The 15153-nt window shown below is 60.2% G+C and carries 14 protein-coding genes; 5 read left to right on the forward strand and 9 right to left on the reverse strand.

Translation table 11 applies throughout. The features are described from left to right. Positions 1-7: 7 nt before the first annotated feature. A complete protein-coding gene (locus NBH12_RS02345; RefSeq protein WP_025341526.1) occupies positions 8-667 on the reverse strand; it encodes a histidine phosphatase family protein in 660 nt (219 codons plus the stop codon). Positions 668-926: 259 nt separating this feature from the next. On the opposite strand from NBH12_RS02345, the gene NBH12_RS02350 reads away from it, so the two are divergent. Next, complete coding sequence (locus NBH12_RS02350) at positions 927-2378, forward strand: MFS transporter (protein ID WP_014483345.1); 1452 nt, start codon at positions 927-929, stop codon at positions 2376-2378. Between the two features lie 322 nt (positions 2379-2700). On the opposite strand, the gene NBH12_RS02355 is transcribed toward NBH12_RS02350, so the two are convergent. Continuing rightward, positions 2701-3237, reverse strand: coding sequence for a GtrA family protein (locus tag NBH12_RS02355; RefSeq protein ID WP_015438289.1), 537 nt, complete (start codon positions 3235-3237; stop codon positions 2701-2703). A gap of 244 nt (positions 3238-3481) precedes the next feature. Here NBH12_RS02355 and NBH12_RS02360 point away from each other — a divergent pair, with 244 nt between their 5' ends. Next, entirely contained in the window at positions 3482-3829 is a 348-nt protein-coding gene (locus NBH12_RS02360; RefSeq protein ID WP_014483343.1) for a phenylpyruvate tautomerase MIF-related protein, read from the forward strand. A 438-nt stretch (positions 3830-4267) separates the two neighbouring features. On the opposite strand, the gene NBH12_RS02365 is transcribed toward NBH12_RS02360, so the two are convergent. The 5 genes from NBH12_RS02365 to ptsP all read right to left on the reverse strand — a co-directional run bounded on the left by NBH12_RS02365 (position 4268) and on the right by ptsP (position 11658). Further along, positions 4268-5785 (reverse strand): formate--tetrahydrofolate ligase, encoded by a 1518-nt coding sequence (locus NBH12_RS02365; RefSeq protein ID WP_025221060.1) that lies wholly within the window; start codon positions 5783-5785, stop codon positions 4268-4270. Between the two features lie 114 nt (positions 5786-5899). Beyond that, positions 5900-7501: a C69 family dipeptidase gene (locus NBH12_RS02370; RefSeq protein ID WP_250819132.1), complete on the reverse strand. Its 1602-nt coding sequence runs from the start codon at positions 7499-7501 to the stop codon at positions 5900-5902. A gap of 143 nt (positions 7502-7644) precedes the next feature. Further along, a complete protein-coding gene (locus tag NBH12_RS02375) occupies positions 7645-8199 on the reverse strand; it encodes a YbhB/YbcL family Raf kinase inhibitor-like protein (RefSeq protein ID WP_052828379.1) in 555 nt (184 codons plus the stop codon). 148 nt (positions 8200-8347) lie between these two features. Continuing rightward, on the reverse strand, positions 8348-9484 hold the full coding sequence (locus tag NBH12_RS02380; protein ID WP_250819133.1) for a hypothetical protein: 1137 nt from the start codon (positions 9482-9484) through the stop codon (positions 8348-8350). A gap of 524 nt (positions 9485-10008) precedes the next feature. Next, positions 10009-11658 (reverse strand): phosphoenolpyruvate--protein phosphotransferase, encoded by a 1650-nt coding sequence (gene ptsP / locus NBH12_RS02385; RefSeq protein WP_060618835.1) that lies wholly within the window; start codon positions 11656-11658, stop codon positions 10009-10011. A 51-nt stretch (positions 11659-11709) separates the two neighbouring features. On the opposite strand from ptsP, the gene NBH12_RS02390 reads away from it, so the two are divergent. The 3 genes from NBH12_RS02390 (at position 11710) to NBH12_RS02400 (ending at position 12928) form a co-directional block, all read left to right on the forward strand. Beyond that, on the forward strand, positions 11710-11880 hold the full coding sequence (locus NBH12_RS02390) for a hypothetical protein (protein ID WP_003828049.1): 171 nt from the start codon (positions 11710-11712) through the stop codon (positions 11878-11880). A 34-nt stretch (positions 11881-11914) separates the two neighbouring features. Then, complete coding sequence (locus NBH12_RS02395) at positions 11915-12175, forward strand: HPr family phosphocarrier protein (protein ID WP_012576627.1); 261 nt, start codon at positions 11915-11917, stop codon at positions 12173-12175. Positions 12176-12298: 123 nt separating this feature from the next. Continuing rightward, a complete protein-coding gene (locus NBH12_RS02400) occupies positions 12299-12928 on the forward strand; it encodes a LacI family DNA-binding transcriptional regulator (RefSeq protein ID WP_077149337.1) in 630 nt (209 codons plus the stop codon). A 151-nt stretch (positions 12929-13079) separates the two neighbouring features. Here NBH12_RS02400 and NBH12_RS02405 read toward each other — a convergent pair whose 3' ends face one another. Together NBH12_RS02405 and tmk are read right to left on the reverse strand one after the other, a co-directional pair. After that, complete coding sequence (locus tag NBH12_RS02405) at positions 13080-14231, reverse strand: DNA polymerase III subunit delta' (RefSeq protein WP_052789660.1); 1152 nt, start codon at positions 14229-14231, stop codon at positions 13080-13082. Beyond that, entirely contained in the window at positions 14228-14848 is a 621-nt protein-coding gene (gene tmk / locus NBH12_RS02410) for a dTMP kinase (protein WP_052787100.1), read from the reverse strand. Before tmk ends, NBH12_RS02405 begins: the two co-directional genes overlap by 4 nt. Positions 14849-15153 lie beyond the last annotated feature (305 nt).

Genomic DNA, 15153 nt, shown 5'->3' on the forward strand with positions numbered 1-15153 from the left:
TCTGCCGTTACTTGACGTTGGCCGCTGGGTCAACATACGTGATTGACATCACACGGCCGGTTTCGTCGTCGTATGTCACCGAGGTCACGGAGGCAAGCGCCGTGTGGCGCAGGAACATCCAGTGCTCCGGGTGGCCAGTCTCCAGATAGTGTCGGTAGCTGAAAATCGGCGACTCGTGGCTGACCACCACGATCTGCTCGCCGGGGTGCTGGGCGACCTTCTCGCGCGCGAAGTCATCCATGCGCTGGGCGATGTGCTGGTATGACTCGCCCCAGCTGGGCTTGTACAGGTTGGTGACGAGCTTCCAGTTGCCGTTCTTCCACAAGGCACCCTCGCCATGGCCGATCCGCTTGCCGCGGAACTCGTTACCCGCTTCAATCACCCGTCCATCGGTGGCGAGGGTGAGCGGAGCTTCGCCGCGAGCTTCGCGCACCGGGTTCAGGGCATCGAGAATCGCGCCGGCGGTCTCACGTGTGCGGTCGAGCGGCGATGAATACACGGCGGCAATCGTGTTGGTTTGGGGGTTCTTGGCCAGATAGGCGGCAGTGGCCTGGGCCATGCGCCGGCCAAGATCGGAGAGATGGAAGTCGGGCAGCCGCTCATAGAGCAGATGGTCGGGGTTGTACACCTTGCCGTGCCGGACGAAATGAATGGTGGTTGCGCTCATGAGCCGTCTTTCTTTTTATTCCTACGGGCATCTTGCGATGTTCGCCGAAGAACATGAGAACGTTGTCTTAATATCTCCAATCTACCGCGTGTCGCGCCCTAACCAACGATTAGAGTATCCGTGACGCAAATATGCGAATGGGGAAACCACGCAAACTTTGCGCGACCATGGACAACACATCATTCGATGAGGGCTTCGCTGGCAACGCCACGCCAGCGGGGGACATCCAATCGGGAGCGGAAAGGAGCGTAGTGCTGTTATGTCCAATAACTCGTCCAACTCGAACACGAATACCGTTATGGCCGGCATCAAGGAAGTAGGCCACAAGGTCTTTGGTGGATATGCGGAGTTGCTGCGCATCCCCCACACCGCCCGCTACTCGATTGGCTCGGTCATCGCCTGCATGCCGTTCCCGATGGTCGGCATGACCATCACCATTTCCGTACAGCATTACTACGGCAACTATTCGCTGGCCGGCATGCTCACCGCCATCCAGGCGATCGCACTGGCCATCTCCACGCCACTGCTCGGCAAGCTCACCGATAAGTTCGGCCAGCGGCAGGTTTCGATTCCGACGATCATCGTGTGGATCGTGGCCGCCATCGCGCTGACCACGGCGATCACCAATCGGGCGCCTGAATGGGTGCTGTACTGCCTGACGCCGTTCCTGGCTGCCATCCCGCCGTGGGGCGCGATGAGCCGCGCGCGTTGGACCAAAATCTTGAAGGGTGATCAGGAGCGCACCAACCGAGCGCTTTCTCTGTGCGGTGTGCTGGACGAGTGCATGTGGGTGATCGGCAATCCGCTGGCATCCACGCTGGCCGTGATTTCCGGTCTGCTGGCTTTCTCGTTCACCGGCATGTGCGTGGTGGTGGGCGCGCTGATGTTCCTCACCGAGCTGACCACCGAGCCGCCGTCGCAGACTGCATTGGCACGGGCTGAGGGTATTTCCCGTAAGGAATACCGCGAGCGCGAGGCCGCTCGAGCCGAAGCATTGAAAGCGGAGACCGCGGCCGAAGAAACCCGTCGTCGTCTTGAGCGCGAAGGCGTAACCGACCAAGCCGTGATCGACAAGGAGATCGCGCAGGCGGTCGCCGATGCGCGTTCCGGCAAGAAGGCGTCCATCTGGGGGCCGGGCTTGATTGCCGTGTGCGTCACATGGTTTGGATTGGGCGCGTTCCAGTCGGCCACTGGCATTTCCATTATCGCGTTTGCCACCGAGTCGAACATGAAGCAGTACACGGGCTTTGTGTTCGCCTGCTTCTCCATAAGCTCGCTGATGGGTGCTCTGGTGTACGGCGCGAAAAACTGGTCGATTGCCCTATGGAAGCGTTTCTACTTCTGCCTGGCCGTGGTGAACATCGGTATCAGCACGTTCCTGTTCGCCAAGCATTTGTGGGTCATCATGATCATCTACCTGATCATCGGTGTATGTCAGGCTCCAACGTGGATTAATGGCAACCAGCTCATGCTGCACTTGGTACCGCCCTCGCGTTTGACCGAGGGTATGGCGTGGATGGGCGCGATGAATTCCATCGGCTCCTCCGCCGGGTCGGCCATTGCCGGCCAGTTCATCGACCGCATGGGTTCGCACGGCGGCTTTATGGTGGTCACCACTTTGGCCTTGGCTTCGCTGGTGATTGCTCTGATTGGCTTCAAGCAGATCAAGGGCTCCACCGAGCAGCCAACCCTCACCGAAGTGAGTGTATGACATATAGCCAAGTCCCCTCTGACAATTGAGATGATTTCATCCCAATCCCAATCAGCTTCATCAGCTCCCAGTAACACCCTAACTACCAGCAGCGTCATAAATTCAGGAAATTTGCCCACTCGTCCTAGATTTCTGTCACTGGCCCGAACTCAGCGACAGAAATCTAGGAAATTAGGGGTGATTTCCTAAAATACCGACGATAACAACGACTCAGCGTCAGAATTTCAGGACGAAGCCATTCTTTTCCTGAAATTCTGACGCTGAGATGTGGCTTATCACCGCCCATTAGCAGTTGAACCACGGAAAGAGACGAAAATACGCCTTACTTCGGCCAACCTTTGGGGGTGTGCTCCAAGGACCACTCGCCAAGCTTATGGGAGAAGCTGCTCTGCCACTTGGCTTCCAGCTCCTCGGCGGTCAGACGGTTTTCGGCGGACTTCAGACGATTCATCGCGTTGGTGTGTGTATCGTCAAGCAGCCATTTACGAATCAGGAAGTTCCACACCATCACCACGGCGGTGGCCACCAGCTTGCCCACGTTGGTGCGCAGCAGGTATTCGGCGTGCTGCGAGACGAAAGCGTCGTGGTTCATACCGTAGGTGGAAATCCAGATGATGGCGTCGTTCATGAACAGACCGACCACGGCACCCGCCACGAAGATGACGATCTCCATCCATCGCGCCATATCGTCACGATGCTTGAACACGAACTTCATACTCGCCAGATAGTTGAAAATCAGGGAGATGATGAAAGAGATGGTGGCAGCCAACACGTTGTGCATGTGGAATACGCCCACCAGCAGGTTGAGGATACCCCAGTCAATCACAAAGGCGATAACGCCTACAATGCCGAACTTCATCAGCTGTTCAATCAGTTTTCTCACAGAGGGTATTCAACACTATTGGTCTGACCGTGGGGTGCGAATTGGCCAGAAAGTCCAATAATCTCCGCAATTGGAGATGCTCCCCCTCAGAGAGGAGAGCCAATCATAAGCAACATGGAACCGATACGAGGTGCAGGCAATCTTATGGAGGAAATCAAGGCAGTGCATAACGACGGGCGCCAAAGCTAGACTGGAGACGAACCAAATCAAGGAGGAATCCATGCCTGTTATTCACACTCACGTGTCCGTATCCACCACGCCTGAGCAGCGCGAGGCACTGAAGGCCGCATATGGCAGGGCAATCACCGCTGTGCCGGGCAAGTCCGAGGGCTGGCTGATGTGCCCGTTTGAGGACAATATGCCGATTTACTTTGGCGGCAGCGACGACCAGCCGGCCGCCTACGTGGAGGTCAACGTGTTTGGCCGTTCCGTGCCGAGCTCTGCCTGGGAGAAGCTGACACAAAACATCATGGCCGCATTGAACTCTACGCTTGGCGTCCCCGAGGACCGCACTTACATCCGTTACACCGCCACCACCGACTGGGGCTGGAATGGCGGCAACTTCTAGTTGTTGTATCTTGCCCCCGGAGGGGGAGTTGTCGAACACAGTGAGACTGGGGGGGAGTGGTTTGCCATGGCACTCCCCCCCCAGTCAGCTTCACTGCCAACTCGTCCGCAGATTACTGGCTCACTGTCGTTTGCCTTTCTGCTACAAACAGCCCCACCAGGCTGTTTGCTTAACGTCTCAACCTCAAAGAGGGGATTCGAGACATGAAAAGCCCGCCGCTGGCGGGCTTTCTGCATTTCAAGGGGCTGATTTCCAACATTCAGAAACTCTACTAGCGCTTCAAGGGGCTGCTAATACAAGAAACCTGGAGTATGACCATTGAAATTGCAACGGTCATACTCCAGGTTTCGCAATCGAAGAGCCCCTCGAAACGCAGATAGACCTCCGGAAAACCGGAAATCAGCCCCTCGAAGGCAAGTTACTGCGGTTCAAGCTCAATCACACGATCTTGGGCATGGGGGTGGTGAGGCTGGTGGTCAGGTTGACGTGGACCAGACCGGCGCCGGCGTGCACTTCGACCTTCTTCAGGGTCACGGTGCGCTCGGCCTCCGGGGCGCGGTCGTTGTCGGTCATGGTCGCAGGGGACTTGACCGCCACGAAGGCCAAATCATCCAGCGAGATACCAGCAGACTGGCACAGTTCCATGGCCTCGGCCGCGGACTCGGTGAAGCCCGGCTTGTAGATCACGCGATCGGCCGGAACACCATAGGCGTTCTCGGCTACCCACTTGGCGTTCTCCGTCAGGGCCATGCCCTTATGCGAGCGCGGCTCAGCCGGCATGGAGCCGTTCTCAAGCGCATCGACAAAACCATCAAGCTGCGGAGCCAGCGCCTCGCCGCCATCGCGGAACAGGTTGCCGATGATCGGCGTGCGGAAGCCCAGCTCGTCGGCGGTGGCCTTCAGGGACGGAACCTGATCGTCCTCGCCTTCCCACAGGTTGATGAGCGGGAAGGTCGGAATGTCCAGGTTCTCCAGGCGCTGCACGTGGAACGGGTAGCGCCAGGCCAGCTCGGGATCATCGCGCCAGGTGGAGGCACGAGTCACCACAATCGCGGCGGACGGCCACTGCGCACCGAATTCGCGGCACGCGATATCCAGCCACTTCTGGGCGCCGGCGTCGGTGCCGTAACCGGCCTCAACGACGACCACATCATGCAGGGCGCAAGCCATCTCCACGGAGACCAACGTCGGAATGCCGATGGACACGTTGGCAAACGGGCCGCCGTGCACGTACACCGGGGAACCGTTCACGGTCTCGGTCTTGGCGGGCTTGACCGCATCGGCCAGAATGCCGGTGATGCGCCACAGGTCCACGAACTCGCCGAAGGTCACGGCCTGGCCGTCCTTGGTGCCGGCGATCATCTTGGACACGCGCTCGGCAATCTCGTCCATGGAACGGGAGAGCACCACAATCTGCATGAGCTCGGAGGTGGGGGTGAGCACCGTCTTCTCCGCCACGTTGCCCTTGCCGTAGTCCACAGCGATGGAACGCAGGGAACGGCTCGGCACTTCGGAGACGCGCGGCACGAGAATCGTGTCGAGCTTGCCCTCATCCACGGCCTTCTCGGCAAAGGAGACGAGCAGGTTCTGGGCCGCCTCGATGGCGCCCATCTCACCGCACAGACCCCAGTCGATGAGCTCGGGGTGGGTCAGGGAGGCCTTGCCGCCACCGGAGGCACCGCCCTTGGAACCGGCTGCAGTGATGCCCATGCTCGGCTGGCGCAGCACGGCGGCCGCGTCGATACCGCGCTTGTTCAGGGCGTCAATAAGGGCGATGGTCGTGGTGGTCTTGCCCTCACCGCGCGAGGCCTTGAGCGGCGTATCGGCGGTGACAAGGATCACCTTGCCGTGCTTGCGCGGAGCGTCGGGGTTCTCGGCCAGGTACTTCATGTAGCCGAATGCGTCGATTTTCTGTACCAAGCCGTATTGGCTGGTGAAGTCTTCGATGGTGGTCATATAAAGCCTTTCTGTGTGTGGTGGGGCGGCTGTCGCCGCCTCTTCGCCTAAAAACAGCCCACTGGGCTGTTTTCTTAACGACTCAGCCTCCCACAGCGGGAGGCTGAGTCAAGACTAAAAGTCGGACATGTGGAAGCCGTTCTTCATTTCCATGCTGCGAGTGTACAGCACGGAGTCAAGCAACTTGTCGGTTTCTTCCTTGAGCTGATCGGCCATGGTCTGGTTGGCGGCGGCAAGGATCTCGCGCACCTCGGGGTTGCGCAGTGCGGCGATGATCTCATCCGGCTCCATCGGCTGCACGTCACCATCCACGTTGTCGGCCTCGAACTCCTCCTCCGCGGCGGACTGGGCGGCTTCCTCGGCCGCGGTCAGGCCAAGGCGCGCAATCTGCTCATCGGTGGCGGCCACCAGACGGTGACCCATCGCACCGGTCTTCTCCTGGTAACGCTCGACGGCGTTGGAGGTGGATCGGAAGGCACCGTCGCACAGGGCGGCGATGATGCGGTTGACCCAGTAGAAGTTCTCGGAGGTCACGCGGGTGGTGGTGTCTTCGAGGTAGGCCGGCGTCACATCCACGTTCGGGAAGAACGGCACCAGCGTATTGAACGGGTTGGAACCGTAAGCGATCCACTGCACGGCGCGGGAGGCCTGCGGACGGTACGGGCGAATCTGCATCACCGAAAGCTGGCTCTGGCGGTTGATGCCGATCGGACGGTACATGTGGCGTGTGCGCTCATCACCAAGCTGACCATACGGGTCGAACGGCGTGCCCTGATAGTGCGAGCTCAGCACGTACTTGATGTCCTCGATGGTCACCTTGCGCTCAGGCTGGCGAGCCCACGGGATGTCATCGGAAGTGGGCTTGTGATCGGCGTCCGGGCCGTCCCACACCTCGTCATACGGGTTGAGGAAGCGCTGCATGTACCAGGCGCGCGGGGTGTTGTACACGTGGTCGGAGTCGGAATGGGAGCCGAAGGCGTCGCGCGGGTTGAACGGCGTGGTGTTCTCCACGGCGAGGTCGAGATGGTTGGCCTCGATGAATTCGGCCAAATCGGCGGAGCACATGTGCTCGTTCTGCTCGCCCAAAGCGTCCTCAAGGTCGAATTCGTCGATACCGAGCTGGTTCGGCATGGTCACGTAGGCCTCGTCCGGCACGCGCTTGGCGATCCAATGATGGCCGCCCACGGTTTCCAGCCACCAGATCTCGTTGGAATCGGAGAAGGCGACGCCGTTCATCTCGTAAGTGCCGAACTCCTCGAGCAGTGAGCCGAGGCGGGCCACGCCCTCGCGCGCGGTCTTGACGTACGGCAGCACGATGGTCAGGAAGTCCTCTTCACCGATGCCGCCGGGAACCTCGGGCTCGTTGCCCTTGGCCGGCACGTATTCCACGAACGGGTCGGCGCCGAGCACGCGCTCGTTGGTGGTCAGGGTCTCGGTGGCGCTCATCGCCACGTTCGCCTCGTTGACGCCGGCCTCGCCCCAAATACCTTCCTTCAGGTCCGCATTCGGCACTGCGGTATATTGCAGTGGATTGTCCGGCAGGGTGATGGCCAGGTGGGAGATCACCGACTTATACTCACGCGGCTGTTCGCTTGGTTTGACGACGATGAATCGCTTGGGATTGAACTCGCCGTTTGCGGAATCCTCATTACGGGCGATGATGGTCGAGCCGTCATAGCTCGCGTCTTTGCCTACCAGAATCGTGGTGCAGGCCATAGTGTGATGGTGTCCTTTCTTTGTTTGTGGTCACGCTCCCGCTGGCGGGAGCTGGACGACGAAGTCGGACTGAGGGTGGTTTTGTGCTGAGCCACCCCCAGTCAGCTATGCTGACAGCCCCCGCCTGCGGGAGCTCATGCGGCTCACGCCTTGCCGGTCAGGAAGACGCCGTCGGTGTCGGGAGTCTCGCCGCTGGCACGCAGCGCGTGCAGCAGTTCGTTGAGCCAGAATCCCTGATTCAATCCGGGCAGCGGCTTCTTGGTGGCCCACACCTGCAGATAATACTCATGATCCTTGTCCGGCGGCTGCGGTCCGTTGTACCGCATAATCACCGACGGGTCAGTGCTACGACCAAGGAACTTGGAGGCCGAGGAGTTGCGCCCCTGCACGGTCTCCGGAATCATGGCTGGCAGCTGACGGGAGAAGTCCGGCGGAATGGCCAGCGCATGCGAGTCGTTGAAGTCGTACATCAGCGCATCGATGGGCAGATTGGCCACAGACCAGTGAATCCACTCGAAACCGCAGACCGGAATCGAATCCGGATCCACGAACTCCCAGTGCAGGTAACGAGCTTCGGGGTTCACATCATCGATGTAGAACGGGAAGGAGACCACAGGCACGCCACCATTGAAATATTCAGGGGCCGCGGCTTTGGCGAAATCGTCCGGAATGACGGTGAAATCGGCGGAAATCTTCATACCACCAGTGTATCGCGAGCCATGTTGCAGATTTCAGCCTGCGGCAACTCAAAACGCCATCACAATACATGGTGATAGCCAAACACGACTGAGGGCCTCCCCTCGACGGAAGGGAAGCCCTCAATTATCTAGCCTGCATAGGTCGGTGTCACGCCTGACGGCGACGATACACCACCATGCTCACACCAGCAATCAACAAAGCAGCACCGGTAAACGCAACCACCAGAACAGCGCCACCCGTGTTGAACAGCGTCTTAACGTTCTTCTTGTTGCCCTTGTTCGCGGTATTCGTCTTGTTGGAGTTGTTGGAATTGCCGGAGGAAGCGGCGCCACCGTTATTATTGCCGGAGTTACCGTTGTTTCCGGAGTTACCGTTGTTGCTATTGTCGTCGCCAGGCTTCCCGACAGTCACCGGAGTCCAACCCAGCAAATCGGTATCGTAGGTGGACCCATCCTTGAATGTCACATGCAGACCGGAGTACAGAGCCGACAACGGATCAGGCCCCGGATTGTCCTTACGAGCCAGATCAACCAGCGACTTCAGCGGAGTCCACCAGCCGTTGGAGTCATAATTCCAGTTACCGTATTTCGTATCAGGCTGCAATCCGACCAAGACGTTGGTGATGTCGCCAGATGTCTTGAGATCAGCGGCCTCCACATCATAACCACGATCGAACCGTTGACCGACAATCTGCTGGTCCTTGGCATAACCGTTAGCAAGGTTACGTATTTTGTCATATGTACTTGCGCCGCTGGGATCATCATCATCCACGCGTCCAGTGGTGCAATCCCACAAAGGAGACCCCAGGCAGACCTGCCAATCACTGTTCGTTGCCTTGCCCTGCACGGAGAACACGCGCAACAGGGCCGTGCTGTAGCACACCTTGGCCACGTCAGGCAGTAGCTTCTCGTCAATCGTGTAGTGAGCCTTGAGACCGGCGGAATGCGTGCCGACATCTTCGACCTTCTGGTCGGAGAAGGTGATGCTACGGCTCACATTCACGGGATCAACCTGAACATCGGAAATGCTGACGACCTTCCCACGTACATAATCGTTATTTGGGGCGTCGCCTTCCACCAAGGCAAACCACACATCCTCGATGTCCGCAGAAGTACCTCTATACTCCATACTCACGGTCTGGGTCGCCGTAGTGGCGGCAAATCCATCACCGTATATAACAAATACGGCCCCCGCATCACCAACAGCGGGTTTCGTCGCGGAAGCATCATTCAGGTTAGTGAGGATGCCGTAGCCCTTACCCACGGTCAGACCGGAAAGAGCCACTTTGAATACCGGCTTGGCAGTACCCGAAGCATAATATGCACCAACCCTCAGAACACCTTCCGGCTTTTCAATCTTGGTGATAGCCGGCCCATTACCTTGCGGAGCAGCGGCGTTGGCCTTTGCATCAGCCTTCGGCGCGGCTTCCGGCTTTGCCTCAGTCTTTGCGTTAGCTTTTGCATCGGCATCCGACTACGGAGCAGCGTTCGTAGCGGCCTTGGTGCGTCAGAGCCATTGGCCGGTGCGGTTTCAGTGGTTTGCGGTGTCGCCGTGCCAGTTGCGGTAGCGTCATCAGCGTAGGCGGTTCCTACGCCAGTAAACAGCATGCCCGCAGCCACGAGGACGGCGGCAACTTTGCTCATCTTCTTCATATGTTTCCCTTCGAGAATGCGTGAAAACGCAATTAATCTCTAAGGGCCCCGCATGGTTTTTGCAAGTCGGAATACCGAAAATGCCTTGCTTCCTATCCTCAAAGAGATAGAAAACAAGGCATTTTCCCGATTATTCAGCCGATTGCTCGGCCACGGTCACTCGGCCGGAGTGTAGAAGTCGCCGTTGAGGGCCTTGGCGGCCTTCTCCTGCGCTTCCTCCAGCGTCCAGTTGGCGAGCTCGGCGCGCACATCGTCCAGAGCCACCGGGGTCATGGACAGCGAGTTGACGCCGATGCCTGCAAGCACCACGGCCAAATCCGGATCGGCGGCAGCCTCACCGCACACGCCCACCGGCATGCCGTGCGCGTTGCCGGCGTCGGCGATGAGCTTGATGGCACGCAGCACCGCCGGGTGCCATGCGGTCTGGTAGTTAGCGACCGAGCCGAGCGTACGGTCGGCGGCCAACGTGTACTGGGTCAGATCGTTGGTGCCGATCGAAACGAAGTCGGCCACCTCGGCCACCTTGTCTGCCATAAGCGCGATGGACGGCACCTCGGCCATCACACCGACCTTCTTCAGACCAAAGGACTTGCCGAGCTTGACGAAGTAATCGGCCTCATGCTCGTCAGCGACCATCGGGGCCATGACCCACAGGTCGGCCTCGGTCTGGGCATCGGCGGCGGCGAGCGCCTTGAGCTGGCCTTCGAGCACGTTCATGTGAGCCTTCAACGTGCGCAGACCACGCAGGCCGAGGGCGGGGTTCGGCTCGTCTTCCGGAGTGAGGAACGGCAGCGGTTTATCTGCGCCGGCGTCCAGCATACGGATCACGACCTTCTTGCCGGGGAAGCGGCTCAGCAGCTCGGCGTAGGCCTTGGTCTGCTCTTCCACGCTCGGCGGCTCGGAGTTGCCGATAAACAGGAACTCGGAGCGGAACAGGCCCACGCCTTCGGCGCCATACTCCAGGGCCGGGTCGGCATCAGCGGGCTTGCCCACGTTGGCGAGCAGCGGAATGTGGTGGCCGTCCTTGGTGGCGCCCGGCTTGCCGCGCAGCTCCTTGGCCTTGGCGGCGTGAGCCTTGGCGGCCTCGGCATCCTCGATCTCAGCAGCGGTCGGGCTGGCAACCACCACGCCCTTGGCGGCGTTGACGATGACCTGCTCACCATTGGTCAGGTTCTCGGCTTCGGCGGCGGAGACCACGGCCACGATGCCGCGAGCACGGGCCAGAATGGCGGTGTGCGAAGTGGGGCCGCCCTGCGAAGTGACGATGGCCAGCACCTTGTTCAGGTCGATTGCGGCGGTGTCCGCGGGGGAAAGATCCTCGGCCACCAGCACGAACGGGGTCTCGCTTTCCGGAATGCCGGGAGCAGGCACGCCCATCAGGTCGGCGATCACGCGCTGGCCCACATCGTGCAGATCGGCGGCACGCTCGGCCTGGTATCCGCCGATGGCGCGGAACATATCCTCAACTGCGGCGAAGCCTTCCAGCACGGCGCGCTCTGCGGTTTTGCCGCCGTTGATCAGCGAGGTGATGCTGGCCGCCAGCGAGGGGTCGGACGCGAACATGGAGATGGCCTGCAGAATCGGGGCGGCCTTCTTGGCGCCTTCGTCGCCGTTAGCCGCTTCTTCGGCACGACGGCTCAGGTCGGCATTCACCACGGCCAGCGACTTAGTGACGCGGTCGATCTCTCCCTGCGCCGGCACGGTATCGGCACGGGGCGCGTCGGAAGGCTCCGGCAGCGGGGCCGCCATACGAATAACCGAGCCGACCGCCACGCCACGGCCAATGCCAACACCCTTGATTTCCATAATGGTTCTCCTTTGTTCGTAGGGTAGTAGTTCTTTGGAGCAGTGGCCTCGATGCCTACTTCGGAGTATGCAGCCGCAGCCATTGCCGGCAAGTTCTTCTTTGTTAGTTCCCTTATTATGGTGGTTTATTATCTGCAACACGCCAACGGTAATCGTTTTCTGGATTTTATTCTACGTCTCGGTATACTCGATATCAAGCAGCTGCCGCAATTGGCCGCATGACTTCCATTTCAGACAGACGCAAAGGAGTGTCCTTATGGTTACCCGCAACATCACCATCACTGATCCCGTCGGCATTCACGCTCGTCCTGCAGCACAGTTTGCTCAGGCCGTGGCGGCCTCCGGCTGCAACGTCACCATCGCCAAGGAAGGCGGCGCAGCCGTCCCCGCCGGCTCGATTCTGTCCATCATGGGACTGGGCGTTCAGCAGGGTGACACCGTGCAGATCACCGTTGAGGGAGACAACGCCGAGACCGTTGCCGACTCCCTGACCGAGACCCTGCTCGCCGCCGAGTAAACGGGCGAAACTTCTCTCACTTGCCAAACGGCCGCCCCGCCTGTCCGGGCGGCCGTCTTCTGTTTTATAGTGATTGCCGGTAATTTCACCGAGCCGGCATGCTTTCTGGGAGAGGAGGCACACATGACCGCGAACGAGCCAGCGGAATCATCATCCGCCTCAATCGTCAATGTTGCCGCCATCGCCAACGTCTCCACGGCCACGGTGTCCCGTGTGCTTTCCGGCAAACGCACCAAGGACGACGACATCGCCCGCCGCGTGCGAGCCGCGGCCCACAGCCTCAACTATTCGGTGAATTTTGCGGCCAGCGCGCTGCGTTCCACCGTGACGAGAACCATCGGCCTGATTGTGCCGAGCGTTCAGGATCCGTTCAGCGCACGGCTTATCGACACGCTTGAGCCGTTGGTCAACCAGAGCGGCCGGCAGCTGGCGCTGAGTGTCGGGCGGACGCCGGAAGTGCAGAAGGAACGCATCGTGTTGATGGCCGCGCGCCATGTGGATGGGCTGATTGTCGTACCACTGCCTGGCATTGATCTGGGCGACGTGCTGGCGCAATATGCGCAGGAGATTCCCGCCGTGCAAATCGGAGGGTTGCAGCACACCACGTTCACGTCCGACCCCGCTCCGATTCAGCCAGCGCTGCAGCAGGTCGCCGACGAGATACTGCGGCTGCTCGCCGATCAATCCAATACACCGGTGCATGTCAATCTGCCTTCGCGGCTTATCGCTCCGGGATCGCAAGACGCCGAATAAATTGGGCGGCCCTCATTACGGCCGCCTTGCATTGCGCCGGAACCACACTGCGCTGCATTACACCGCCAAGCGCACAAACATCAGGGCGCATCGCAAGCGCCATCTCATACTGCGTCGGCACCTCACCTGCGCTAGCGCCAAGGGCGCAATCTCACGGAATCAACGCGCAAAAGAGCGATTCAAACACCAGCAGCGGGTTGCCATTACCGGCAAGTCGCTTGCGGGCGTGAGCCACTTCGTCCAGTCGGGCCACCGCGCCGGCGCGGTTCAGCCGCACGGACAGCTCAGTGATGGCCGACCGATTCTCCAGGTTGATAAGCCCGACCGAATCCTCCGCATTGTTCTGCAGGACCGCCACATCACGGTAAATGGAGGCGATGGAGTTGAGCGCGCGGTCCAGCACATCGCGCGTGCGTCGTGTGGTCAGCCGCTTGAGATCGTCCTTCTTGGTGATCTGATTGAACGCGCCGCGCAGTTTCGGCGGAATCCGCTCCCCCGGCTCAAGACCGTTGATACGGCGAAATTCCGCCTCTTGATCGGCCGCGGTGCGGCTTGCGTCCACCTCGGCCTGGGCCTTGGCATTGTCGATGAGGTTGCCGGCCAGCAGCACCGCGTCCGAGGCACGAGCGAGGTTCAGTACGCCCACCACCAATTCGTCGCGATCCGTCATCACCTGCTCGTCAGTGGCGTACAACTTGGCGATGCCGATGTGTCCCTCGGCCAGACGGGCCGCCCGCTGGGCGACTTTCGGCTCGACGCCCGTGGTGGCAGTCAGGAATCCGGCCACTGCCGAGGCGGAGGGCACGGCGAGATTCACAATGCGCGTGCGCGAGCGGATGGTGGGCAGCACGTCCTGGGCGCTCGGCGCGCATAGCAGCCAGATGCAGTGTTCGGCCGGCTCCTCAATCTCCTTCAGCAGCACGTTGGTGGTGCGCTCCAGCATGCGGTCCACATCCTCAATGACGATGATGCGCCATGGTGCTGTGGCTGGCATTTGCTCGGAGGTGGTGATGATCTCACGCACCTGGTCGATGCCGATGGTCACTTTGTTGGTGGCCAGCACTGTGACATCCGGGTGGGTGCCGGCGAGTACCTGCTGCGTGACGCGCGTGGGCTCATCGCTCATGCCATGGTCGGGGCTTTCCAGCGCCGCCGCGAACGCACGGGCCATGTTGGAACGCCCGGAGCCGGGAGGACCGCAAATCAGCCACGACTGGGCGATCTGGCTCGGGTCCCCCTGCGCGATGCGGCTGAGCATGTCGATTACCGGCTGCTGGCCTACCAACGAATCCCATACGCTCATGCCAGCTCCTTGATATCCGCTTCGATGGCGGCCCACACCTGCTCGATGGACTGGCTGGCATCGATGACGCGGAAACGATTCGGTTCGACCGCGGCCAAATCAAGGAACGCCTGGCGGGTGCGGGACTGGAAGTCATCGCCGGCCGATTCCATACGGTCTTCGGCATGTTCAAGACGGTTGTGGGAGAGCGCCGGATCCATGTCCAGCAGATACGTGCGGTCCGGCAGCAAGTTGTTGGTGGCCCACATGCTTAAGGATCGAATCTCTTCTGACGTGAGCTCGCGGCCACCGGCCTGATAGGCCAGGGACGAATCGAGATAGCGGTCGGTAATGACCACTTCGCCGCGTTCCAGCGCCGGACGAATGGTTTCGGCGACGTGCTGCGCGCGGTCTGCGGCGAACAGCAGCGCCTCGGCGCGTGGCGCGATGTCGGCGGCCCCCTCGTTCACGCCGTGCAACAGCAACTGGCGAACGGCCTTGCCTAACGCAGTGCCTCCCGGCTCGCGGGTGACGACTACCGTGCGCCCTTGAGCCTCAAGATACGCACGCAGCCGCTCGACCTGCGTGGTCTTGCCCACGCCATCGACGCCTTCAAATGAAACAAACAGACCGCTCATGCTATCGACCTTAGCGTTAGGCGCAGAGTTGCGGCCACCGCCCCGATTCACGGGCCCTTCTCCGTTCGGAGTGGCTGATTTTTGCTTTAAAGAACGTCTATTCCTGTTTCAAGGGGCTGATTAGGCCTTTCTCGGAGGTCTACTTCCGTTTCAAGGGGCTGTTGTCCAAGTAGACAACGTTCCAAAACGGCGGAATGACGTTGGCGCGGAGCCGTTCATACTCGTGGTTCAGCAGATGACCAGCCCCTTGAAGCGGAAGTAGATATTCTCAAAACGAGAAATCAGCCCCTTGAAACGCAAGTAGA

The sequence above is a fragment of the Bifidobacterium sp. M3-N-101 genome (assembly GCF_023656805.1).
Lineage (GTDB): Bacteria > Actinomycetota > Actinomycetes > Actinomycetales > Bifidobacteriaceae > Bifidobacterium > Bifidobacterium breve.

Bases quoted from the DNA above. Each gene is read 5' to 3' on its own strand.
- NBH12_RS02345 (WP_025341526.1), bottom strand. From the start codon at position 667: ATGAGCGCAACCACCATTCATTTCGTCCGGCACGGCAAGGTGTACAAC.
- NBH12_RS02350 (WP_014483345.1), top strand. From the start codon at position 927: ATGTCCAATAACTCGTCCAACTCGAACACGAATACCGTTATGGCCGGC.
- NBH12_RS02355 (WP_015438289.1), bottom strand. From the start codon at position 3,237: ATGAAGTTCGGCATTGTAGGCGTTATCGCCTTTGTGATTGACTGGGGT.
- NBH12_RS02360 (WP_014483343.1), top strand. From the start codon at position 3,482: ATGCCTGTTATTCACACTCACGTGTCCGTATCCACCACGCCTGAGCAG.
- NBH12_RS02365 (WP_025221060.1), bottom strand. From the start codon at position 5,785: ATGACCACCATCGAAGACTTCACCAGCCAATACGGCTTGGTACAGAAA.
- NBH12_RS02370 (WP_250819132.1), bottom strand. From the start codon at position 7,501: ATGGCCTGCACCACGATTCTGGTAGGCAAAGACGCGAGCTATGACGGC.
- NBH12_RS02375 (WP_052828379.1), bottom strand. From the start codon at position 8,199: ATGAAGATTTCCGCCGATTTCACCGTCATTCCGGACGATTTCGCCAAA.
- ptsP (WP_060618835.1), bottom strand. From the start codon at position 11,658: ATGGAAATCAAGGGTGTTGGCATTGGCCGTGGCGTGGCGGTCGGCTCG.
- NBH12_RS02390 (WP_003828049.1), top strand. From the start codon at position 11,710: ATGCCTACTTCGGAGTATGCAGCCGCAGCCATTGCCGGCAAGTTCTTC.
- NBH12_RS02395 (WP_012576627.1), top strand. From the start codon at position 11,915: ATGGTTACCCGCAACATCACCATCACTGATCCCGTCGGCATTCACGCT.
- NBH12_RS02400 (WP_077149337.1), top strand. From the start codon at position 12,299: ATGACCGCGAACGAGCCAGCGGAATCATCATCCGCCTCAATCGTCAAT.
- NBH12_RS02405 (WP_052789660.1), bottom strand. From the start codon at position 14,231: ATGAGCGTATGGGATTCGTTGGTAGGCCAGCAGCCGGTAATCGACATG.
- tmk (WP_052787100.1), bottom strand. From the start codon at position 14,848: ATGAGCGGTCTGTTTGTTTCATTTGAAGGCGTCGATGGCGTGGGCAAG.